Origin of the sequence: Actinomadura fulvescens, assembly GCF_039533225.1 — a bacterium.
GTDB classification, from domain to species: domain Bacteria; phylum Actinomycetota; class Actinomycetes; order Streptosporangiales; family Streptosporangiaceae; genus Spirillospora; species Spirillospora fulvescens.
The window spans coordinates 83,766-105,436 of record NZ_BAAATD010000018.1 but is presented as its reverse complement, the minus strand read 5'-3'; the positions used below and the strand labels follow the sequence as shown (position 1 = coordinate 105,436).

18 protein-coding genes are annotated in these 21,671 nt (G+C 71.3%); 7 read left to right on the top strand and 11 right to left on the bottom strand.

What is annotated here, in order from left to right; genetic code table 11:
- Positions 1-9: 9 nt before the first annotated feature.
- A complete protein-coding gene (locus tag ABD333_RS42435; RefSeq protein ID WP_344548317.1) occupies positions 10-1,713 on the top strand; it encodes a hypothetical protein in 1,704 nt (567 codons plus the stop codon).
- Positions 1,703-2,779 carry a hypothetical protein gene (locus ABD333_RS42430; protein ID WP_344548316.1) on the top strand — a complete coding sequence of 359 codons (1,077 nt, stop codon included), beginning with the start codon at positions 1,703-1,705 and terminating at the stop codon, positions 2,777-2,779. The genes ABD333_RS42435 and ABD333_RS42430 overlap by 11 nt, the downstream gene beginning before the upstream one ends.
- An 81-nt stretch (positions 2,780-2,860) precedes the next feature.
- Here ABD333_RS42430 and ABD333_RS42425 read toward each other — a convergent pair whose 3' ends face one another.
- Complete coding sequence (locus ABD333_RS42425; RefSeq protein WP_344548315.1) at positions 2,861-3,985, bottom strand: DegT/DnrJ/EryC1/StrS family aminotransferase; 1,125 nt, start codon at positions 3,983-3,985, stop codon at positions 2,861-2,863.
- A gap of 4 nt (positions 3,986-3,989) precedes the next feature.
- Positions 3,990-4,973, bottom strand: a complete 984-nt coding sequence (gene pseB / locus ABD333_RS42420; RefSeq protein WP_344548314.1) for a UDP-N-acetylglucosamine 4,6-dehydratase (inverting) — start codon at positions 4,971-4,973, stop codon at positions 3,990-3,992.
- A gap of 108 nt (positions 4,974-5,081) precedes the next feature.
- Between pseB and ABD333_RS42415 the strand changes: the two genes are divergently transcribed.
- Both ABD333_RS42415 and ABD333_RS42410 read left to right on the top strand, forming a co-directional pair.
- The gene (locus ABD333_RS42415; protein ID WP_344548313.1) at positions 5,082-5,804 is read left to right on the top strand and encodes a cytidylyltransferase domain-containing protein; all 723 of its coding nucleotides are present in this window, start codon (positions 5,082-5,084) and stop codon (positions 5,802-5,804) included.
- Positions 5,801-6,823, top strand: a complete 1,023-nt coding sequence (locus ABD333_RS42410; protein WP_344548312.1) for a PseG/SpsG family protein — start codon at positions 5,801-5,803, stop codon at positions 6,821-6,823. Before ABD333_RS42415 ends, ABD333_RS42410 begins: the two co-directional genes overlap by 4 nt.
- 4 nt (positions 6,824-6,827) lie before the next feature.
- On the opposite strand, the gene ABD333_RS42405 is transcribed toward ABD333_RS42410, so the two are convergent.
- The 5 genes from ABD333_RS42405 to ABD333_RS42385 form a co-directional block, all read right to left on the bottom strand.
- Entirely contained in the window at positions 6,828-10,331 is a 3,504-nt protein-coding gene (locus ABD333_RS42405; protein ID WP_344548311.1) for a bifunctional glycosyltransferase/CDP-glycerol:glycerophosphate glycerophosphotransferase, read from the bottom strand.
- A complete protein-coding gene (locus tag ABD333_RS42400; RefSeq protein WP_344548310.1) occupies positions 10,328-11,170 on the bottom strand; it encodes a CDP-alcohol phosphatidyltransferase family protein in 843 nt (280 codons plus the stop codon). The genes ABD333_RS42405 and ABD333_RS42400 overlap by 4 nt, the downstream gene beginning before the upstream one ends.
- Positions 11,171-11,363: 193 nt before the next feature.
- Positions 11,364-12,524, bottom strand: a complete 1,161-nt coding sequence (locus tag ABD333_RS42395; protein WP_344548309.1) for a glycosyltransferase family 4 protein — start codon at positions 12,522-12,524, stop codon at positions 11,364-11,366.
- Positions 12,521-13,024, bottom strand: a complete 504-nt coding sequence (locus ABD333_RS42390; protein ID WP_344548308.1) for a hypothetical protein — start codon at positions 13,022-13,024, stop codon at positions 12,521-12,523. The genes ABD333_RS42395 and ABD333_RS42390 overlap by 4 nt, the downstream gene beginning before the upstream one ends.
- 136 nt (positions 13,025-13,160) lie before the next feature.
- Entirely contained in the window at positions 13,161-14,069 is a 909-nt protein-coding gene (locus tag ABD333_RS42385; RefSeq protein ID WP_344548307.1) for a LysR substrate-binding domain-containing protein, read from the bottom strand.
- Positions 14,070-14,437: 368 nt separating this feature from the next.
- Here ABD333_RS42385 and ABD333_RS42380 point away from each other — a divergent pair, with 368 nt between their 5' ends.
- Complete coding sequence (locus ABD333_RS42380; protein WP_344548306.1) at positions 14,438-14,992, top strand: peroxiredoxin; 555 nt, start codon at positions 14,438-14,440, stop codon at positions 14,990-14,992.
- Between the two features lies 1 nt (position 14,993).
- Positions 14,994-15,536, top strand: coding sequence for an alkylhydroperoxidase, AhpD family (gene ahpD / locus ABD333_RS42375; protein ID WP_344548305.1), 543 nt, complete (start codon positions 14,994-14,996; stop codon positions 15,534-15,536).
- 200 nt (positions 15,537-15,736) lie between these two features.
- Here the strand turns inward: ahpD and guaA are convergent, their stop codons facing one another.
- Together guaA and ABD333_RS42365 are read right to left on the bottom strand one after the other, a co-directional pair.
- Complete coding sequence (gene guaA, locus ABD333_RS42370; protein WP_344548304.1) at positions 15,737-17,314, bottom strand: glutamine-hydrolyzing GMP synthase; 1,578 nt, start codon at positions 17,312-17,314, stop codon at positions 15,737-15,739.
- 129 nt (positions 17,315-17,443) lie between these two features.
- Positions 17,444-17,932 carry a hypothetical protein gene (locus ABD333_RS42365; RefSeq protein ID WP_344548303.1) on the bottom strand — a complete coding sequence of 163 codons (489 nt, stop codon included), beginning with the start codon at positions 17,930-17,932 and terminating at the stop codon, positions 17,444-17,446.
- A gap of 259 nt (positions 17,933-18,191) precedes the next feature.
- Here ABD333_RS42365 and ABD333_RS42360 point away from each other — a divergent pair, with 259 nt between their 5' ends.
- Positions 18,192-19,175 (top strand): zinc metalloprotease, encoded by a 984-nt coding sequence (locus ABD333_RS42360; RefSeq protein WP_344548302.1) that lies wholly within the window; start codon positions 18,192-18,194, stop codon positions 19,173-19,175.
- Here the strand turns inward: ABD333_RS42360 and ABD333_RS42355 are convergent.
- Together ABD333_RS42355 and ABD333_RS42350 are read right to left on the bottom strand one after the other, a co-directional pair.
- A complete protein-coding gene (locus tag ABD333_RS42355) occupies positions 19,163-19,879 on the bottom strand; it encodes a DNA alkylation repair protein (RefSeq protein ID WP_344548301.1) in 717 nt (238 codons plus the stop codon). The two genes, ABD333_RS42360 and ABD333_RS42355, sit on opposite strands and share 13 nt — an antisense overlap.
- Positions 19,880-19,913: 34 nt before the next feature.
- Positions 19,914-21,671 (bottom strand): GMC oxidoreductase, encoded by a 1,758-nt coding sequence (locus ABD333_RS42350; RefSeq protein WP_344548300.1) that lies wholly within the window; start codon positions 21,669-21,671, stop codon positions 19,914-19,916.

The window sequence follows — 21,671 nt, the reverse complement described above, 5'->3', positions numbered from 1 at the left end:
GGGGTCCCAGTGAGACTCAACGCCGCAACCGAGAACTACGACAGGTTCCTGTCGGTGGCCTCGGTCTTCTGGCGCAACAATCTGCCCGCGACACAGGGCGACGGCTGGATCGTCGTCGAGGCGATGCACCACCAGTTCCGCAACGTGCTCCGCAACCTGGCCCTGGCCAACGCGATCCGGCGGGTGACTCCGGCGCGTGTCCTCGTGCTGACCGGCACGGACGACAGCTGGTACGAGACGGTCTGGGAGGACTTCAACGTCGAGAAGGTGCGGCGCCTCTGCGAGGCCTTCGCCGTGACCGAGGTCGTCGACGTCCACGACCTGGTCGACCGGGTGGCGGCGGCCCCCGGCGACGGCCCGCCCACGTTCGATCTCTGCGGGCGCGCCCTGACCGTCCGGCCGTCGTCCATCGATCCGGAGGTTCTCGACGGGTTCGCCTACGCCTCCGCGTGCAGGCTCGATCTGTTGCCACGGCTGGAGGGAGACCGCCACGACAACCGGCGGCTGCGCGAGCAGCGACCGCGATCGGCGGCGTTCGCCGCCGTGTACGAGACGCTCTTCCGCGCGCTGGAGCCGATCGCCTTCGTGACGAGCCACGTGGACTACGACCCGTGGGGCCTCGGCACGGAAGCGGCGATGCGCCTCGACGTCCCGGTGGTGCACGTCCAGTCCACCGGATCGCTGAAGGCCTACACGCTCTTCCCCGAGCACCGGCAGGGCGAGGCCACCTTCCGGGCCGAGCTCACGCGCCAGATCGGGGCCCGCTTCGACCGGGACGTCTGGGGCAACCGCGACATCATCCGGCCCGCGGCCGAACTGGTCGCCTGGCGCACCCGCGGCAACCTGGGCCGCCCGAGTTGGTGGCGGTTCGGCCCCAACGCGCTGTGCGAGCTGACCAACCTGACCGAACGCGAGCAGTTCCGCGCCTACGGGATGGCCAAGCTGGGCCTGGACCCCGATCTCCCGGTCGTCACGGTCTTCAACCACGCGGTCTCGGACGCGCTCGGCACCAACCGCGAGGTCTTCGCCGACCTGGCCGGCTGGTTCGAGGAGACGGTCGCCTTCGCGGCCACCCAGACCCAGGCCAACTGGCTCCTGCTCGATCATCCGAACCAGGACAAGTACGACCGCACCGGGATGTTCGACGAGCTCGCCGCCTCCTACGGCCACGCCGGTCACCTGACGTTCATGCCGAGCGACGACCTGTCCAAGAACGCGATGTGGAGCCTCACCGATCTCGGTGTCACGGTCCGCGGCAGCGTCAGCAACGAGCTGCCCGCGTTCGGCACGCCCGTCATCCAGGCGGGCTGGTCGGAGTGGAGCGCGTGCGGCGTGTCGACCGTGGTGGCCGACGCGGGCGCGTACTGGAAGACGCTCACCGCCTCCATCGAGGCGCTGACCCGCGGCGAGGCCCTGATCGGCGCGGAACAGGTCGAACGGGCCCGGCTGTGGTCCTGGTTCTACCGCAGCGCGACGGACGTCCCGTCGCTGCTCGTGCCGCACTGGGACGTCATGCCCGAGGAGCTGCACCTGCGCACCCTGGAGATCAACATGAGGGCGGTCGAGAGCGACGGCGACCCGCTGTTCACCTCCGTCCACCGCATGTGGACCGGGCGCGAGCCGTTCCTCACCAGGTTCGATCTGACCGATCCCGAGTCGCTGGCGCGGCTCCTGCCCCCGATGAGAGACGGCGGTGCCGGCGATGCCCGCTGACGACAACGGATACCTGGCGACGAGGTACGACCACGACCAGGCCGGTCTCGTCCCGGCCCAGCTCACCAACGGCAAGAGCGCCGCGTTGCGGGTCACCGAGGGATTCCTGCGCCGGGCGGGCAACGTGGGCCGGTGCATCGCGTCGCCGGCGGCCCTCGGCCTGAGCGCGTCCGCCGTCGGCGACGAGCCGGCCCGGGTGACGCTCCGGCTGAGCCTGGACCGCCACACCGCCACGTACTGGGATCGCTACGTGCGCGAGGACGTGCCGCGATCGGCGGCCGAGCAGCCGCGATTGGTCGTCGTCTGCGCTCAGCGCGCGGTCCGCGGGGCCCTGTTGCTGGCCCCGCGCCCGGCGGGCAAGGGGCGCGCGATCGGAGAGCTCGGCGTTGCCCTCGCGCCCGACGAGATTCCCGCGGGCGGCCTCGCGCTGTTCGAGCTGTGGGGGGCCCACGAGTGGCGGCCCGTGAACGGCGCGGCCGTGACGTCCGGGCTGGCACCGCAGGCGACGGCGGGCCTGGTGGTCAACGCCATCTCCGTCGGCCCCGCCGCCTCCTCGGCCGCGTGGTCGGCCGGCCGCACGCTCGACGCCCGCACGAGCGAACGGCTCGGGCTGGTGAGCACCGGCGGCCTCAACGCCCGGATGCTCACCGAGCAGGGCCCGACCACCCTCGGCAGCGGCATGCTCGTGGTGAACCCGTGCGACGTGGCCGCCGCCCGGCTGAACTTCGGATGGGCACGCGGACCGTCGCCCGCCTCCCGCGCCGCCAGGAACGGTGCGCGCTGGCGGCGGCAGCTCGATCGGGCGCGCAGGAAGGCCGTGGTGCTCGCGCAGCGCGGCCTCGAAGTCGCCGCGTCGCCCGGGCCGAGCGCCCTCGACGGGCTGCGGGTCGAAGCCCTCGGGCTGAGCGACGGCACGGTCACGCCCCTCACCGCCACCTACCGGCCGGAGGGCGGCTTCACCGTCGTCGTGCCGGGCCAGGGCCAGCCGATGTTGCTGACGATCTCCCAGCGGGGCGGCCCGGGGTCGGCCACCCGCTTCAGGCTGATCGACCACACCCCGATCTGACAGCGGCGGCCCGGCCCCGAACTCGCGGGGCCGGGCCGGCGAGCGGCCCTGCCGGCGAGCGGCCCTGCCGGCGAGCGGCTCTCAGGCGAGGATGTCGCGCAGTGCTTCCACCGCCCGGTCCTGGTCGGCGTCGGTGAGGTCGGGGAACAGCGGCAACGACAGCTGCTCGGCGTAGAAGGACTCCGCCACCGGGCACATCCCGCGCCGGTAGCCGAGATCTTCGAAGACCGGGTGCCAGTAGGCCGGGATGTAGTTGACCTGGACTCCGATGCCCGCCGCGCGCATCCGGTCGTACACCTCGCGGCGCCGCCCGTCCAGGATCCGCACCGCGTACAGGTGCCACATCGGATCGGCTCCCGCCCGCGCCACCGGAAGCCGCAGACCGTCCACACCGGCGAGCAGTTCGTTGTAGCGCGCCACGAGACGGGCACGGCGTGCCTTGAAGTCGCCGAGCCGCCGGAGCTGGCTGGTGCCGAGCGCGCACAGCACATCCGGGAGCCGGTAGTTCAGCCCGAACGTGTGGACCTCCTGGTGCCAGCCGCCCTCGCCCGGCGCGCGGAGCCGTTCCGCCTCCCGCACCAGCCCATGGCAGCGGAATCTGCGTGCCCGGTCGAGCAGCCCGGGATCGGCCACCGCCACCGCGCCGCCCTCCCCGGTGGTGGCGTTCTTGGTCGGGAAGAACGAGAAGCTCGTGAGATCGGCGAGCGCGCCCGACGCGACACCGTCGAGCCGGGAGCCCAGCGAATGTGCGGCGTCGGCGGCGAGCAGCGCTCCGTGCTCGCGCGCCAGCGGCCGCAGGGCCGCGTAGTCGGCCGGATGGCCGGCGTAGTCGACGGCCGTGACGACCTTCGTCCGGGGAGTGAGGACGGCCTCGGCCGCCCGCGGGTCGAGATTGGCGGTGTCGTCACTGACGTCGGCGAACACCACGCGCGCCCCCAGCAGCATGGCCGTCGACGCCGTGGCCACGAAGGTCATCGGGGACGTCACCACCTCGTCGCCGGGGCCGACTCCGGCCGCCGCGTAGGCGACGTGCAGCGCCGACGTCCCGGACGTCACGCTGACGCACGGCACTCCGCCCGTCCAGGACGCGAGCGCGGCCTCGAACCCGGCGACGGCGGGACCGGTGGTGAGCCAGTCACCGCGCAGCACTTCGGTGACCGCGGCGATGTCGGTGTCGTCGATGGACTGGCGGCCGTAGGGGAGCACGTCGTCACCCGCAGGTGGCGAGCAGGCGCTGCAGGTCGTCCGGCGTCAGCCACATGTCGTTGCTGTCGGACCGGTAGCAGAAGCCCTCGCTCACCGGTTCGCCGCCCTGCGGGGGAACGTAGCCCCAGGTCGCGATCGTGGGCATGACCACGTAACGGCCGGGCAGCATGACCGTGCGCCGGCTGTCGTCCGGCGCGATCATCTCCTCGTGCAGCTTCTCACCGGGCCGCACCCCGATCTCGTGGATCACGCTGTCGGGCGCGACCACCCTGGCGAGGTCCATGATGCGCATGCTCGGGATGCGCGGTACGTAGAGCTCTCCGCCGCGCATCAGCCCGAACGAGTCGACGACGAACTCCACCGCCTGCTCCAGGCTGATCCAGAAGCGCGTCATCCGCTTGTCGGTGATGGGCAGGCTCTCGCCCCGTTCGGCCAGCCGCCGGAAGAACGGGATCACCGAGCCGCGGCTGCCCATCACGTTGCCGTAGCGCACGACCGAGAAGCGCGTGTCGTAGCTGGCGGCGTAGTGGTTGGCCGACACGAAGAGCTTGTCGGCGACCAGCTTGGTGGCCCCGTAGAGGTTGATGGGGCTGGACGCCTTGTCGGTCGACAGCGCGACGACCTTGCGCACGCCGCAGTCGATGGCCGCCTCGATGACGTTCTGGGAGCCCTGGACGTTGGTCTGCACGTACTCGAACGGGTTGTACTCGGCCGTGTCGACCTGCTTGAGCGCCGCCGCGTGCACGACGTACTCGACCTCGTGCATGGCCCGGCGCAACCGTTCGCGGTCGCGGATGTCGCCGATGAACCAGCGCAGCCGGGGGTCGTCGCCGAAGAGCCCGCGCATCTCGTACTGCTTGAGCTCGTCCCGCGAGAAGACCACCACCCGGCGCGGGTCGAGGTGCTCCAGGGCGTAGCGCAGGAAGGCCTTGCCGAAGGAACCGGTGCCGCCGGTCAGCAGGATCGAAGAGCCCTCGGTCGCGACCACTTCAGCTACCCCCCGTGAATGTTCCATAGCTGTCGGTAATTGCGTGCGGTAGCCTAGCGCCTCCTCGGTATGACCACGCCGACCAGGGGAAATGTCGTGTCCTTCCGTATGACCGGAATCATTCAGGCCCGTATGGGGTCGACCCGCCTGCCCGGCAAGGTGCTCGTTCCGCTCGCCGGCCGGCCGGTGCTCGGCTGGGTGATCCGTGCCGCCGGCGAGAGCGGGGTGCTCGACGACCTGGTGGTGGCGACGACCGACCTCGCCGAGGACGACGCGGTCGCCGCCGCGTGCGAACGGCTCGGCGTCGCCGTCCACCGCGGCTCGGCCGACGACGTCCTCGACCGGTTCCTCGGGGCGCTGGAGGCGCATCCCGCCGACGCGGTCATGCGCTTCACGGCGGACTGCCCGCTGCTCGACCCGGCCGTCATCCGGACCGTCGGCACGGCGTTCCGCGCGCTGCCGGGCCTCGACTACGTCAGCGGAGGGCTGCCGCACACGCTGCCGCGCGGTCTGGACGCCGAGGTCATCGGCGCCGCGGCGCTCCGCCGCGTCGGCCGGGCGGCGACCGGCGAGCACCGCGTGCACGTGACCTCGTACGCCTACACGCATCCGGCGGAGTTCACCGTCATGGGGCTCACGTTCCCGCCGTCGGCCGCCCACCTCCGGGTCACCCTCGACACGCCCGCGGACCTCGCCCTCCTCCAGGCGGTCACCGGCAAGTTCGGTGACGCGCCGATCCCCTACCGGGAGCTCGTCGACTGGCTGGAGCTCAACCCGGAGGTGCGCGCGCTGAACGCGGACGTACGGCAGAAGGCGCTCGCCGAAGGGTGAGGGTCGGGATCAGATGCGACGCCGGGATGGGCACCGGCGTCGGACATCTCGTCCGCTGCGTCGCCCTCGCCGAGGAACTCGTGCGGCGCGGCGTCGCGGTCATCTTCCTCGGTGAGGTCGCCGGGCCGCCCTGGATCAGGGCGGAGCTCACGGTCCGGGGGCTGCCCCTGATCCCGGCACCGGCGGCGCCCGGCGCGCTGGCGGCGCGGGCCCGCGCCTTCAGCCTGGACGTTCTGGTCATCGACTCCTACGCGACCGATCCCGCCTGCGCGGACGCCGTGCGGCGGGCCGGCACCACCGTGCTCGCGATCGTCGACGGGGACCACCGGGGCCAGCACGCCGACCTCTACCTCGACCAGAACCTGGGCGCCGAGCACCTCCCGATCGAGCTGCCGGCGGGGTCGTCGCGGCTGGCCGGCGCGGAGTTCGTGCTGCTCCGCGACTGTGTACGGCGGCTCCGGCCGCACGCGCCTCGCCAGCCGCGCGGCGGTGTTCCCCGCGTTCTGTGCTTCCTCGGAGGAACGGACGCGGCCGACGCGGCGGCGGCCGTCATGCGCCTCGCGGTGGCCACGGGCGCCCCGTTCGCCGCGACGGTCGTGGCGGCGCGCGAGACGTCGGCCCAGGACGTGGCGGCCATCGAGCCGTCGCCCGGCCAGTCCCTGGTGCCCGTCCCGCCCACCGCGCGCATCGCCGAGCTGGCCGCGGACGCCGACCTTGCCATCTGTGCTGCCGGTTCCTCGATCTGGGAGCTCATGTGCCTGGGCGTTCCGTCGGCGCTCGTCCATGTCGCCGACAACCAGCTGATCGGTTACCGGGCCACGGTCTCGCGCGGCCTGGCGGCCGGGCTCGGGCATCCCGCGCGGCCGTCCGAGGGGGCGGAGGAGACGCTGCGGCGGCTCCTCACCGATCCCGGCGAACGCCTCGCCACCGCCGCCCGCGGACACGCGTTCATCGACGGACGTGGCCGCGAACGGGTGTGCGACGTTCTGCTCGACACCGCCCGGTCACAAAGGGCTTGAGTGGTTACGTGCCGCCTCCGAGCTCGAACATGCGCCGGATGACCCGTTCGGCGGCGTGCCCGTCGTCGTACGGGCAGAACTTGGCCACGAACGCGTCGTAGGCCGCCGCGGAGCCCTCCACCGCCTCGTCCAGCGAACGCAGCGCGGCGATGGTCTCCGCCGAAGACCGCAGTAGCGGACCGGGCGCCTCGGCCTCGAAGTCGAAGTAGAAGCCCCGCACCTGGTCGCGGTACTTCTCCAGGTCGTAGGCGAAGAACACCATCGGCTTGCCGGTGACGGCGAAGTCGAACATGGCCGACGAGTAGTCCGTGACCAGGACGTCGGCGGCGAGATAGAGCTCGGCGATGTCGGGATGGCCCGACACGTCGATCACGAAGTCGTCCACCTGGGACCAGGAACGGTCGGTCACGAGGTAGTGCGTGCGCAGCAGCAGCACGTGGTCGTCCCCGAGGGCGGCGCGTGCCTCGCCGAGATCCAGGGCCAGCTCGAACGCGCGCCTGCCCCGGGCGAAGTAGAGGTCGTCGCGCCACGTCGGCACGTACAGGATGATCCGCTTGTCCGCCGGGACGCCCAGCCTCCGGCGCACCTCGGCGGCGATCCGCGGTGCCTCCGGCCGCAGCAGGAGGTCGTTTCGGGGATAGCCCGATTCCAGGATCTCGCCTTCGTACCGGTAGGCCTGCCGCATGATCGGGCTGGTGAAGGGGTTCGGCGAGACCAGGACGTCCCAGCGCGGCACCTCCCGCTCCACCCATTCGAGCGTGGCCTGCCTCAGGTGCGGAAGGGCCGGGACGTCGAGGGACAGCTTCTTCAGAGGCGTGCCGTGCCAGCACTGCACGTACGTCTGGTCCGGCCGCTTGACGAACCACGGCCACTGGGCCTCGTTGCCGACGATGTACCGCGCTCTGGCCAGCGCTTCGTAGTGGTCCTTCGTGCCGACGAGGACGGTACGGGCACCGTGCGGCGCCGTGAACTGGCCGTCGCGCGACACCCAGACGCATTCCAGGCCTGTGCCCTGGCGGACGAGTTCCTCGTAGACCGCGCGGGGATTGCAGGAGTACTGGCGGGCCATGTACGAGTCGAAGACCACGAGGTCGCGGAGCGGTGCCGCCCGCAGCCGGGGATAGTCGGCCGTTTTGAGCCGCTCCTGGGCGTAGGCGCCTCGTTCGTCCTCGGCCAGCGCCAGGCGGACGCGCACCTGGAGCGAGCCGCCCGCCTGGGCGAGGAACGCGATCTCGTGGGCACCGGCCGTTCTGGCCTCGGGAAGCTCCGAGACGACGGTCCGTTCGACGATCACTTCGGCGTCGCCGTCCTCGGGCCGGCCTGTGGCGGCGAAGAACTGCCAGGTGCCGGGCGTCATCGGGCGCGTGGAGCCGAGGGCCGGCATCGCCTCGGGCGAGAAGGCCGCGGTGAACCGCCCGCCTTCCCATTCGAGGGGGACGGTGTACTCCTCGGCCGCCCGGTTGTGCCGGACGACGAGGCTCTCCGGCCGGCCTCCCTCGCCCGCGAAGTCGCCCGCGAGCCGGATGCGGCCCTCGTCGCTCCAGCCGATCTCGGTGACCACGGGCGCGCAGGGCCGCACTACGCCGAGCAGGTTGCCGTACCGGGTCCGGGTGAGGGCCAGTTCCCAGGCCCCGACGGGATAGCGGCGCTCGGGCACGTCGACCGCCAGTACCGGTTTGACCGTTCCCGCGCCGCCCGTCAGCGTGAGCTCCCACTCTCCGATGCCGCCGGGCGCGGCCTTCTCCTGGAGGGACACCATCTCCTCCAAGGGCAGCGCCGCGCGGAAGCCGCGGTGTCCGCCGACCGGCGCGGAGGCCTGGACGTCCCCCGACACCTTCAGATCTGCCTGCCTGCAAGCCGCGACCACCCGCGTGGGGGCCGCTTCGCCGGCACCGGCCGTCCAGCCGTCGAGCTCCAGCGCGGCGCCCGCGCGGCGATGGCCCGTGACGAGCGCCTTGAGCGGTTTGACGCGGACGGCGAAGCCCTCGGGACCCGCCACGGGCTGGATCCAGACGTCCCCGTCCTCCTGCCGCGACGGCAGCCAGGCCGTGTGCTGGCCGGGCGGGCTGCCGAGGCGGCCGCTGCGCCTGGTCCCGGCGACGACCACCTCGGCGTGCAGTTCCCACTCGCCGGGCCGCCTGCCGTTCCGGCCGAGCAGCGACGAGTCGATCTCGGCGGCGAACCCGGCCCAGTCGTAACAGACGAACGGGTGGTTCAGCTCGGCGGTGACGTCGGGACGCCGTACGCGTTCCGCGTTGAGCCTGACCCGCCTGCCGCCGCGTGCGTCCCGGAGCCACAGCTTGAGCCGCGCTTCGCCGGGCGACGCCACGTCGAGACGGTCGATGCAGGCATGGCCGGTGACCAGCAGCCGGTCGCCACGCCATTCGACGGTGTCGACGCGTCCACGGAACTCCAGCTCGCCGGTGACGTCGTAGACGGCCTTGGGGATCGCACGCGTCCGGTCCTCGAAGTAGGGATAGCGTGCGTACCAGCGCGGCCTGATCCGCCCCTGCCGGGTGACCGGCGCGTTGACGAACTCCGCCTTCCGGTGCGGGGCCATGACCTCCAGCAGTTCGGGGAGCATCCGCCGTCCGAGCAGGTGCGCCCAGAGCCTGTCGAACGCGTCGAGCCCCTCGATCGCACGCCGGTCGGCCCGTTCGGCGAACCGCACCCCGAGGTCGAGCAGCCGGGCCTGGTCGGCCACGGGCACCGTGGGCAGCGCCTTCACGAGCTGTTCGAGCTCTCTGCCGAACACCTGGCGATGGAAGGTCCGCGAGAGCCTGGGCGCGTGCGCGGCGAGCACGTCGCAGACCTCGGTGACCGCGGCCATCCGTTCCTCCAGGTCGCGCGGCTCGTCCCGCCGTTCCGCCGGAGTACTCGCGGACTTGCGCCACCAGTAGACGGCGGTGTCGAGCACGTCCACGGCCGAGGCGAACACGTGGGCGCGAACCGAGACCGCGGCGTCCACGTAGCGGCCCCTGGCGAACGAGAGCCCGTGCTCGTCCCAGAACGAGCGGCGGTACACCTTGTTCCACACCCTGCGGTCCCGGAGCAACGCCGCACGCCGGGTGATGTGGGTCCGTTCGGCCGAGGAGTCGAACGGCTCGCGGTGCGCGCGCGACTGGAAGGTGCGTCCGGACTCCACCCGGAGCACGTTGCCGCAGGCCAGGTCGGAGCCTGTCCGCTCCAGCGACCCGACGAGCAGGTCATAGGCGTTGTGGACCACCACGTCGTGGGCGTCCGCGAACGCCAGGTACGGCGCACGCGCTCGCCTGACACCGGCGTTGCGAGCGGCCCCGACGCCCGCGTTCTCCTGCTGCAGCAGGACGAACCGCCGGTCCCGGTCCGACATCGCCTTGGCGATCACGGCGCCCGCGTCGGTGGAGCCGTCGTCCACCATGATCACTTCAAGGTCCGGCAGCGTCTGCCGCGCCAGCGACTCCAGGCATTCCGCGAGGTGGGACTCCTCGTTGTGGAAGGGGACGACGACGCTGATCACGGGTGTCATTGGTCTCCTGCGCGGGACGGCGCCGACAGGGCGACGGCGTGCGGCGGCGCGGTGGGCGGGGCGGCGGTGTGCCGTTCGGCGACGGCACGGGTGTACGCGCGGCTGCTCACCCAGAACCGGTAGACGATGAGGAACTCGAACGCGAGCAGGAGCAGACCGGCGGCCGCGGTGACCGGGATGATCGCACCGGTCAGCGGCCCGACGATGAACGTGGCCATCTGGAACTCGATGCCGCTGACCAGGTGCATGCGGATCCTGCATCGCAGCAGGCGCCGCCGGACCCGCCGGTAGCGCGCCGGCTCGGGCTCGGGCCTGGCGTCGAGGGGCTCGCGGCCGGACTCCCGAAGGCCCTCGGCCATCCTCCGGCGCGCCTTGGCGATCTGCGGGCCGTTGAGGTAGCGGATCATGTCGAGGGCGAGGATCGCGAAGCCGAGCCAGAGATAGGCGATCTGCCCGGTGGCGGCGTACTGCCCGCCCGCCAGCGCCAGCGCGCACAGGCCGTCCCGGACACGGTCCAGCATGAAGTCCAGCCAGGCGCCGAAGGGCGACCCCGTGCCCCGCAGCCGAGCGATCTTCCCGTCCACGCAGTCGAGCACGAACCCCAGGTGGTAGAGCAGCGCGCCCACCGCCAGCCAGCCGGGAGAGGCCTGCGCGAAGCACCCCGCCGCGCCGAGGCCGAGAGCGAAGGCGGAGAGGGTGATCTGGTCGGGGGTGAACGGGGTGCGGTTGGCGATGACCCACGCCAGCCGGACGGCGATCGGATCGACGAGCAGCACCGTCCACCACGCGTCGCGTTCCTTGCGCACGGCGCGAACGTCTTCGAGTGAGTACGTTGCCATGAAGCCCAGCATGCTGACCGGATGTGTTCGCCCAAGAGCGCATCGCCATTAGCGCACCGTCGCCTGACCCAGACTTGACCGGCGCGTGGGCGGGCCTAGCAGCGCGCGGGCGGACCCAGCGGCGCGTGGGCGGGCCTAGCGGCGCGTGGGCGGGCCTAGCGGCGCGTGGCGGGCCTAGCGGCGCGTGGCGGGCCTAGCTTTGGGCGCCCCGGCTCTTGGACGGTCCGGCGGCGCCGGCCTTCTTCGCCTCGATCAGGTCGGTGAACAGCGCCTCCCACCGGCTCCGGATCTCGTCGGGCCCGTACCGCACGGCGGTCGCGCGGGCCGCCTCGCCGAGCCGGCGCCGCAGCGGCGCGTCCTCGATGAGCCGGCAGAGCGCGGCGGCGAGCCCGTCGCCGTCCTCGTGCGGCACCAGGAGCCCGTTCTCCCCGGTCACGATGATCTCGTTCGGCCCGGTCGGGCAGTCGAAGCTCGCCACCGCCAGCCCGCAGTTGAGCGCCTCCAGCAGGGTCATGGGGAAGCCCTCGAACCGTGAGCTCAGCGCGTAGATCGAGGATCCGGACAGTTCCCTGTCCAGGTCCCTGGTCCGCCCCATGAGGAAGACATGGTTGTAGAGGTGGTGCAGGTGGATCAGCTTGCGCAGGCGGTTCTCGGCCTTGCCCGACCCGTAGAGGCGCAGCCGCCAGTCAGGATGCCGGTCCGTCACCTTGGCGAAGGCGGGAATGAGCAGGTCGAAGCCCTTCTGGCGCGTCAGCCGTCCCGCGGCGACCACGACCTTGCTCGTATGGTCGGTACGCGGCGCGGTGAGGCTGTGCAGCGGGTTGGGGATGTGCGCGGTCCTGACCCGGCCACCGAGCGCCCGGTCGTACTCGGCCCGGTCGCCGCGGGTCAGCGACACCACCGCGTCCAGGCGCGGATAGTCGTCGAGAATGGCCGCCCGTACCGCGGGCTTGTAGCGCCCCAGGTGCATGTGGTCCTGCGCCACCCGTACCAGCCGTTCGGGCGCGTGGCGGGCCGCCAGCAGGTTGAGCCCGGGACGGGTGGTGACCAGCACTCCGTCGTCCAGCCCCTGGAGGAAGGCGGCGAACGTGTCCTCGACGGTGCGGGTGAACACGTCCTTGGCGGGTTCGCCGACCGGCACCTGGACGCCGGGTTCGCCGCCCGCGCCGGATGTGACGACATCGACCGTCTCCACCCGGGGGTCGATGGCGAAGTGGCTGCCGGCCTGGCGGCGGACGACGCTGGCGAGCCGGACCTCGTGACCGGCGGCGGCCATGGTGTTGGCCTGGTTGATGACGGTACGGATGGTGCCGCCCATGCCGTACGCGTGCAGCAGCACGTAGGTGATCTTCATCGGGCACGCCGGCTTTCCACGGTGAGGGTGTCGTCGGGGCGGTAGCGGGGCCGGACCCTGAACCGTTGCCACCCCTCGACGCGCTGCCACGGGAACGTGATCGACTCCGCCTTCGGCGGGACGCCGCAGTACCGGCCGAGGGGGAGGTCCAGGCGCTCCTCCTCGTACTCGGAGATCAGGCGCAGGTCCCAGCAGGCGTGCACGATCGGCAACGGCAGGCGCAGCGACCCGATCGGCACGGCCACCTCGAACCGTTCGCCGGCCACGGTCGCGATGAAGGGTCCAGGCCCGCGCCAGAACGTCCGGCGCGCGCTCTGGAACGGCCGGAGCGCCCGGCCGCGCGCCGAAACCGGCGGGGCGGGCGGGCGCGGCGCGAGGCGCAGCCGCCACAGCAGGTCGCCGGGGACGGACGGGGGCAGGACACCGACGAGCTTGATCTCCTCGTCGCGTGCCCAGACCTCGTCGATCTCGGCATGCCGGTGCCCGCTCCCCGTCTTCATCGTGTCCCCTCACCGACGCGTCAGTTGCCAGGAGTGAACCGCAGCGCTCCGGAATGCGCTGAGCTTTGCCGCCGCACTTACCGACAGCCGGACGAGAGTGGCCAAGACTTTGCCTCGGGCTTGGGAAGGCCTGGCTTCAGGCGGTCTGGACGCGGACGCGCGCGTCCGCGTCGGCCACGGCGGAACGGACGCTTTGCGCGAGGGCCTCGAACTCGTCGGCGCGAGGAGACGTCGAGCGGTAGGTGAGGCCGATGCGCCGCTGTGGGGCGGGGTCCGCGAAACGGTGCACGGCCAGCCCCGGTGCCCGGCGGGTCTCCACGGGAAGGGCGGTCTCGGGAACGAGGGTCACGCCCAGCCCGCCCGACACGAGCTGGACGAGGGTCGCCAGGCTCGTGGCGTAGGTGGCGGCACCGGCCCGGGCGCCCACCTCGCGGCAGACGTCCAGGGCCTGGTCACGCAGGCAGTGGCCCTCGTTGAGAAGGATGACGTCCAGGTCGTTGAGCGCCGAGCGCGGCAGCGGCCGGTCCGGGTGCCCCAGGTCATGGGTCTCGGGGGCGACCAGGGCGAAGTCCTCGTCGTAGAGGGGCAGCTCGGTCACGCCCTGAGCCGGTGTGGGCAGGGCCAGGAGGATGACGTCCAGCCGGCCGGCGAGGAGCTCGGCGGTGATGGAGCCGGTCTGTTCCTCGCGGACCGACAGCTCCAGCTCGGGGAACTCGGCGGCCAGCCGTGGCAGGACGACGGGGAGGAGGTAGGGCGCGACGGTCGGGATCACTCCCACCCGGAGGGGGCCGACGAGGGGGCCGCGGGCGGAGTGCACCTCCTCGACCAGGCGGTCCAGCTCCGTCAGCACGCTCTCGGCGCGCCGCGCGACGCGTTCACCCGCGGGTGTCAGCAGCACCTTGCGCGTCGTGCGCTCGACGAGCTGGGTGTCCAGGGTCTCTTCGAGGGCCGCCACCGCGCCCGACAGGGCGGGCTGGCTCATGCGCAGCGCGGCGGCGGCGTCGCGGAAGTGCAGATGTTCCGCGAGCGCCAGGAAGGCGCGCAACTGGGCGACCGTCGGCCTGCTGATAGCCGGTTCCTATCGCTCTGGTGAGACAGATGCCTTTCACCTTTCACGATACCGGGAGCGCAGGTCTCCGGCCCTCCGTCCGCGGTTCCACCTACACTCGCCATCACAGAGCGTTACCAGGGGCGGTGCACCTCTGATGTGATTTACCTCAACCGGTCGATTCGGCTTCATTCCGGCATAGACGTTTTACCAGGCGTTCTGCCGACTGATAGGCAAGCCCTATCGAGCGATTGAGATAGATCGATTTTTCGTCTCAGGCCGGGATGCGCCACCCTGAGTGACGGCTGTGACCGGAGGTGCCTCCGGACGCCACCCGAACCTGACTCGCAATCGAAGGAGCCTGCGTGCTTACCGTCGGTGACAAGTTCCCCGAGTACGAGCTGACCGCCTGTGTCTCGCTGGACGCTGACAACGCGTTCGAGACCATCACCCACAAGTCCTACGAGGGCAAGTGGCGCGTGGTGTTCTTCTGGCCCAAGGACTTCACCTTCATCTGTCCGACCGAGATCGCGGAGTTCGGCCGGCTGAACGAGGAGTTCGCCGACCGCGACGCCCAGGTGCTGGGCGCCTCCACCGACAACGAGTTCGTGCACTTCGCCTGGCGCAAGGACCACCCGGACCTGCGCGACCTGCCGTTCCCGATGCTGTCCGACCTCAACCGCGAGCTGACCTCGGCCCTCGGCATCCTGACCGAGGACGGCGTCGCCCAGCGCGCGACGTTCATCGTCGACCCCAACAACGAGATCCAGTTCACGATGGTGACCGCGGGCTCGGTGGGCCGGAACGTCAAGGAGGTCCTGCGGGTCCTCGACGCCCTCCAGTCGGACGAGCTCTGCCCCTGCAACTGGAACAAGGGCGAGGACACGCTCGACGCCCAGAAGCTGATGGCCGGGGTCTGAGATGAGCGTTGACAGGCTGAAGAGCGCCCTCCCGGAGTACGCCAAGGACACCAAGCTCAACCTCGGCTCGGTGACCTCGACCTCGCAGCTGACCGATCAGCAGCTCTGGGGCACCGTGCTCGCCACCGCCCTGGCCAGCCGTAACACGCAGGTCATCCGGGAGCTGGCCGAGGAGGCCGGCGACTACCTGTCGGCCGAGGCGTTCCAGGCGGCCAAGGCCGCCGCCTCGATCATGGCCATGAACAACATCTACTACCGGGCCACCCACCTGATCGGTGACGAGACCTACGCCACCCTGCCGGCCAAGCTCCGCATGAGCGTCATCGGCAAGCCCGGCGTGGACAAGCTCGACTTCGAGCTCTGGTGCCTGGCCGTGTCGGCCGTCAACGGCTGCGGCCGGTGCCTGGAGTCGCACGAGAAGGTCCTGCGCGACGGCGGGCTCTCCCGTGAGCTGATCCAGGAGGCGCTGCGGATCGCCGCCGTGGTGCACGCCACCGCCGCCACCCTGGACGCCGAGGAGGCGCTGGTCCCCGCCGGCGTCTGAACCACCCGCTCAAGGCCCTGGTGAGAACGCCGCACAGGCACCCTCACCAGGGCCTCAGCATCCACCACGCCACAAGAACAAGCCCCTCCCGCCCCGGGGGCTGACCCTCTTCTATTGTCAAACGCCCAGGTGGGGCCGTGGAAGTGGAATAGCATTCTGTGGACAACGCCGCGGCCGGTGGGCGGCCGGGTCCGGTGGGGTCACTCCCACTCGATGGTGCCCGGGGGCTTGCTCGTGATGTCGACGGTGACGCGGTTGATCTCGGGTACCTCGTTGGTGACGCGGGTCGAGATCTTCTGCAGGACGTCGTAGGGCAGCCGGGCCCAGTCGGCGGTCATCGCGTCCTCGCTGGTGACGGGCCGCAACACGACGGGGTGCCCGTACGTGCGGCTGTCGCCCTGGACTCCCACGGACCGCACGTCGGCGAGCAGCACCACCGGGAACTGCCAGATCTCGCGGTCGAGACCGGCCCGGGTCAGCTCCTCGCGCGCGATCGCGTCGGCCTCGCGCAGGATGTCGAGGCGTTCCCTGGAGACGGCGCCGATGATGCGGATGCCGAGGCCCGGCCCGGGGAACGGCTGGCGCCAGACGATCTCGGCGGGTAGTCCGAGCTGCTCGCCGAGTGCCCTGACCTCGTCCTTGAAGAGCGTGCGCAGCGGCTCGACCAGTTTGAACTGCAGGTCCTCGGGCAGCCCGCCGACGTTGTGATGAGACTTGATGTTGGCCGCGCCCGTACCGCCGCCGGACTCCACGACGTCGGGGTAGAGCGTCCCCTGCACGAGGAACTCCACCGGCTCCGCCTCGCCCTGCTCCGCGCCGAAGGCGATCTCCCGGGCCGCCTCCTCGAAGACCCGGATGAACTCGCGTCCGATGATCTTGCGCTTCTCCTCGGGCTCGGTGACCCCGTCGAGCGCCGCGAGGAAACGTTCCTGCGCGTCCACCACGTGCAGGTTGACGCCGGTCGCCGCGACGAAGTCCTTCTCGACCTGCTCGGCCTCGCCCTTGCGCAGCAGCCCGTGGTCGACGAAGACGCAGGTGAGCTGGTCGCCGATGGCGCGCTGGACGAGGGCGGCGGCCACCGCGGAGTCGACGCCGCCGGACAGGCCGCAGATGGCGCGCTTGCCGCCGACCTGGGCACGGACCGCCTCGATCGACTCCTCGGCGATGTTGACCATGGTCCAGTTGGGCCGGCAGCCGGCGCCCTCGTACAGGAACCTGCGCAGCACCTCCAGCCCGTGCTCGGTGTGCAGCACCTCCGGATGGAACTGGACGCCGTAGAAGCCGCGCTCGGGGTCCTCCATGCCGGCCACCGGCGTCACGTCGGTCATGGCCGTCACCGTGAAGCCCGCGGGCGCCCGGCTCACGAAGTCGCGGTGCGACATCCACACCGACTGGTGCACGGGCATGCCCTGGAAGAGGGTTCCGGGATCGGTCACCGCGATGGTGGCGCCGCCGTACTCGGCGACCTCGGAGTTCTCCACCGTCCCGCCGAGCGCCTGCGCCATCGCCTGATGCCCGTAGCAGATTCCGAACGTGGGGACGCCGAGCTCGAACAGGCCGTCCGGAACGACCGGCGCGCCCTCCGCGTAGACCGAGGCCGGACCGCCCGACAGGATGATCGCCTTGGGCTTCCTGGCGAGCATCTCCGCCGCCGGCATGGTGGACGGAACGATCTCGCTGAACACATGACACTCGCGCACGCGCCGCGCGATCAGCTGCGCGTACTGCGCACCGAAATCGACGACGAGAACGGTGTCAAAAGACTGGTCGACGGACACCAACAGCGCCTTTCGCAGGGCAAACAGGGTTTCGGCGAAGGACCACCAGTCTAGAAGCCATCCCGAACGTCAGGGGTCAGGCGGGGTGGGTCAGGTGTCAGTCGGGAGTGACGTGCGTCCGGGGCCGCCTCAAGAGGGCACCGCGACCCGCGCGGCACGCTGGAGGCCGATGTCGGTGACCGCCTGCGCGGTGGCCTGCTCCATGGCCAGCTGGGCGGCCTCGCGGCAGAGCGCCGAGTCCGGGGCCACGATCTGGCGTTCCGCCTTCTCGGCGGCTTCGAGGGCCGCGCAGGCGGCACGCTGCGCGTCGTCGACCGCATGGCTCGCCACGCACCACTCCTCGTGGGCGATGGCCTGGATGATGGCGCGCGACGCCCACGCGGACTCGGTGGCGAGCTCGGAGAGCCTGCGGGCCGTCCCCTCCAGCGTGGAGGCGGGCTCGTCGGGTGCCAGGTCGACGACGCCGAGGGCATGCATCTGCGCGGCGCAGGCCGCGTGGACCACCCGCTTGGCGGCCACCGCGGCCGCCGCCTCGTCGGGTCTCCCGCCGGCCTCGGCGGTAACGTGGGCGAACCGGGCTGCGAGCCGGGTGTATGCGATGACGTGCTGGATCGGCATTGTGCGCGGGCCTTCCCCGAACGGAAAATGTCGGTAAGTCAGTTATTTACGCCATCTGACCACATGTGTGAAGAGTTGCCGGAAGTAATTTTCCACACGTTCACAAGTCGCCAGATACGTCACGTACCGCACCCGCTCGATAACGGTCGACTTTCGGTCAGCTTGATCGCGCATGTCGGCGGGCCACTCTCTGGTACTTCTTGGTCACATTGTGCGTTCGCTTCGTCTCCCCGCCCGCCCCGGATCCCCGAGGACCGACGTGAAGCTGCTCGTCGCCGCCGCCGTACTGGTCGCCGCGTCCATCTCCCCTATGTCCACGCCGATCGCACCCGCGCGCGCCGCGCCGGAGCCCGCGGGGAGCACGACCGGCACGCCCAGCGGCTGCGCCCGGCCGGACGCCCGGATCCGGCCCGGCGCCCACGGAGCGCGGGAACGCAACGAGCTCACCCCGGCCGAGGCCGTCGACGTGGAACGCGAACTGAACGGGCTTCTCGCCGCCCTCGGCACGAAGGCACCAGCCGCCGGCGCGTCCGGCGCGAAGGCGTCCGGTACCGGCCAGCAACGGCGGCAGGCGTCCATCCGGCGCTGGATTCCCGTCTACTTCCACGTGCTGCACGACGGCTCGCGCGGCAACCTGCCGACGGCGCTGATCAAGCGTCAGATCGCGACCATGAACGCCGCGTACGGCGGCGGCCTCGGCGGCGCCGACACCGGCTTCAGGTTCGCCCTGCGGCGGATCACCCGGTCCGACAACGCCGACTGGTACCGCTACCCCGAGACGTACGAGAACACCTACAAGCCCCGGCTGCGCAGGGGCGGGCCGGGCACGCTCAACCTCTACAGCGCCGACCTCGGCGACGAGCTGCTCGGCTGGTCCACCTTTCCCTGGCTGTACAAGAACGAGCCGAAGCTGGACGGCGTCGTGCTCCACATCGGGAGCATGCCGGGCGGATCGATCGATAACTTCAACCGCGGTTTCAGCGGCGTCCACGAGACCGGGCACTGGCTCGGGCTCTACCACGTGTTCCAGGACGGCTGCGCGAGCCCTGGCGACCGGGTGCCCGACACCCCGCCCGCGCGCGAGTCCACCGACGGCTGCCCGGACGGCAAGGACACCTGCGCGGCCGCCGGCCGTGACCCGGTCCACAACTTCATGGACTACAGCTTCGACGCCTGCATGAACAACTTCACGGCGGGCCAGGGCGTACGGATGCACAAGGTCTGGTCCGCCTACCGCGGCTGAGCGTCGCCCGGGGGCAGATGGCGAACGGCCTCGCGGAGGGTCACGCCGGAGATCGTGCCGGTCCGTGCCGCCACCCAGTCACGGACCCAGTCCGCGTGGCCCTTCTTGGACAGCTCGCGCAGCACCCAGCCGAGGGCCTTGCGGATGAAGAACTCGCGTTCCCCGATCAGCTCGTCCCCGTACGCGGAGATCCGGCCGAGATCGGGATCACCGGCGCGCACGCCCGCCAGCAGCGCCAGCATCGCGGTCCGGCGGATCCAGAGGTACGGGTCGCCCACCCAGCGGTCGAGCACGTCCGCCAGGTCAGGGACCCGCACGACCAGCCCGCCGACCACCTTCTCGGCAAGATGATCGACATAGACCCAGCTCGCCGACTCCCTGATCAGGCGTTCGGCGAAGTGCAGGTCGCCGGGCTCCAGCACGGCCGCCCGGCGGACCAGGACCTCGATCGCCGCCATGCGCGTCTCGTGAACGGGACGTCCGGATTCGGTCACCGTCCACAGGGCCTCCGCGAGCGCGAGGACGTCCTCCCTGCGGGAGCCGCCGCGCACGGCCGAGACCGCGATCTTGCGGAGCGTTCCCATCGGGACACCGAGGTGAACGAAGTCGCTCTTGAGGTAGCGCTTCTCGTTCTCCGCCCGCGCCGGATCGGCCTGCGCGCGCAGTTCCTTCTCGATCCGCGCGGCCTCGTGAGCGACGTCCATGGGGGTCACGGTACGCCGCGCCCCCGTCAGGAAATTACGTGATCTCGACGATCGGCAGGCGCAGGGCGGCCGGCGCGTCGGCCGGGACGGCCGGGTTCTTCGGGAGGACGGCGGTGAGCCGCCGGTACCCCGTGCCGAGCGCCGGGCGGAGGTCGTCCTCGCCCCGGTTGGGCCAGAACGACATCGCGCGTTCGGCCTGCGCGGTGATCGTTAGCGACGGGTTGACGCCGAGGTTGGCCGAGATGGCCGAGCCGTCCACGATGTGCAGTCCCGGGTGGCCGTAGATCCGGTGGTACGGGTCGATCACGCCGGTCTCGGGCGAGTCGCCGATGACGCAGCCGCCGAGGAAGTGGGCGGTCATCGGGATGTCGAAGAGATCGCCCCAGGAGCCGCCCGCCATCCCGCCCACCTCCTCGGCGAGGATCCGGGACGCCTCGTGGCCTTCGGGAATCCAGGTCGGGTTGGGCTCGCCGTGCCCCTCGGCCGCGTGGACGTCCCACCCGAACGGGCCCTTCCTGGGCCTGAGGGTGATCGAGTTGTCTCGGGTCTGCATGACCAGCGCGATGACCGTCCGTTCGGACCAGGTGCGCACGTCGAGGAGCTGCAGCAGGTCCTGGGGCCGGCGCGCCACGTGGCCGAGGAACTTCAGCCACCGCGGCCGGTGGCGCTCACCGGGACGGTCTCCGTCCACGAGGAGCGTCTGCAGCCCGGCCATCAGGTTCGAGCCCTTGCCGTAGCGCACCGGCTCGATGTGGGTCTCCGGCGTCGGATGGAACGACGAGGTGATCGCCACGCCCTTGGAGTAGTCGGGTCCGGGCACGCCGTTCTTGCGGCCGGCGCCCAGGATCGCCTCGGAGTTGGTGCGGGTGAGCGTGCCCAGCCGGTCGGAGATCGCGGGCAGCAGGCCGGTCGTCTTCAGCTTGTGCAGCAGTTTCTGCGTGCCGTACGTACCGGCCGCGAACACCACCTGCTCGGTCGTGAGGACCTTCCGGTTCCGGCCGAACGAGCCGGTTCGCACGATCTCCACCTCGTAGCCCCCGCCCGCCAGCGGGCTCACCCGGGTGACCCGGCTGAGCGGCATCACGCGGGCACCGGCCTTCTCGGCGAGGTAGAGGTAGTTCTCGGTGAGCATGTTCTTGGCGCCGTGCCGGCAGCCGACCATGCACTCGCCGCACTCGATGCAGCCGCGCCGCCGGGGCCCGGCGCCGCCGAAGTACGGGTCGTCGCTCTCCACGCCCGGCCCGGCGCCGAAGTGCACGCCCACCGGGGTCTTGACGAACGTGTCGCCCTTGCCCATCCGGTCGGCGACCTTCTTGATCTCCACATCGGCCGCGGTGGTGGTCGGGTTCTGGACGACGCCCAGCATGCGCCGCGCCTGGTCGTAGTACGGGGCGAGCTCGGCCTGCCAGTCGGTGATGTGGGCCCACTGGCGGTCCTTGAAGAACGGCGCGGGCGGCACGTACAGGGTGTTGGCGTAGTTGAGCGATCCACCGCCGACCCCCGCGCCCGCGAGCACCATGACCCGGCTGGCCTTGGCGCCGCGGATCAGGTGGATGCGCTGCATCCCGGTGAGCCCGAGGCCCGGCGCCCACACGTACCGCGAGACCTTCCAGTTGGTCTTCGGCAGCCCGGGGTAGCGCGACCCCGGGGCACCGTCCGGCCCGCTGTCGAAGCGGCGCCCCGCCTCGATGACGCCGACCTTGTAGCCCTTCTCGGTCAGCCGCAGCGCGGACACGCTGCCGCCGAACCCGGATCCGACGACGAGAACGTCGAAGTCATGCCTGCCGGCCAC

Bases quoted from the DNA above. Each gene is read 5' to 3' on its own strand.
- ABD333_RS42430 (WP_344548316.1), top strand. From the start codon at position 1,703: ATGCCCGCTGACGACAACGGATACCTGGCGACGAGGTACGACCACGAC.
- ABD333_RS42415 (WP_344548313.1), top strand. From the start codon at position 5,082: ATGACCGGAATCATTCAGGCCCGTATGGGGTCGACCCGCCTGCCCGGC.
- ABD333_RS42405 (WP_344548311.1), bottom strand. From the start codon at position 10,331: ATGACACCCGTGATCAGCGTCGTCGTCCCCTTCCACAACGAGGAGTCC.
- ABD333_RS42400 (WP_344548310.1), bottom strand. From the start codon at position 11,170: ATGGCAACGTACTCACTCGAAGACGTTCGCGCCGTGCGCAAGGAACGC.
- ABD333_RS42395 (WP_344548309.1), bottom strand. From the start codon at position 12,524: ATGAAGATCACCTACGTGCTGCTGCACGCGTACGGCATGGGCGGCACC.
- ABD333_RS42390 (WP_344548308.1), bottom strand. From the start codon at position 13,024: ATGAAGACGGGGAGCGGGCACCGGCATGCCGAGATCGACGAGGTCTGG.
- ahpD (WP_344548305.1), top strand. From the start codon at position 14,994: ATGAGCGTTGACAGGCTGAAGAGCGCCCTCCCGGAGTACGCCAAGGAC.
- ABD333_RS42365 (WP_344548303.1), bottom strand. From the start codon at position 17,932: ATGCCGATCCAGCACGTCATCGCATACACCCGGCTCGCAGCCCGGTTC.
- ABD333_RS42355 (WP_344548301.1), bottom strand. From the start codon at position 19,879: ATGGACGTCGCTCACGAGGCCGCGCGGATCGAGAAGGAACTGCGCGCG.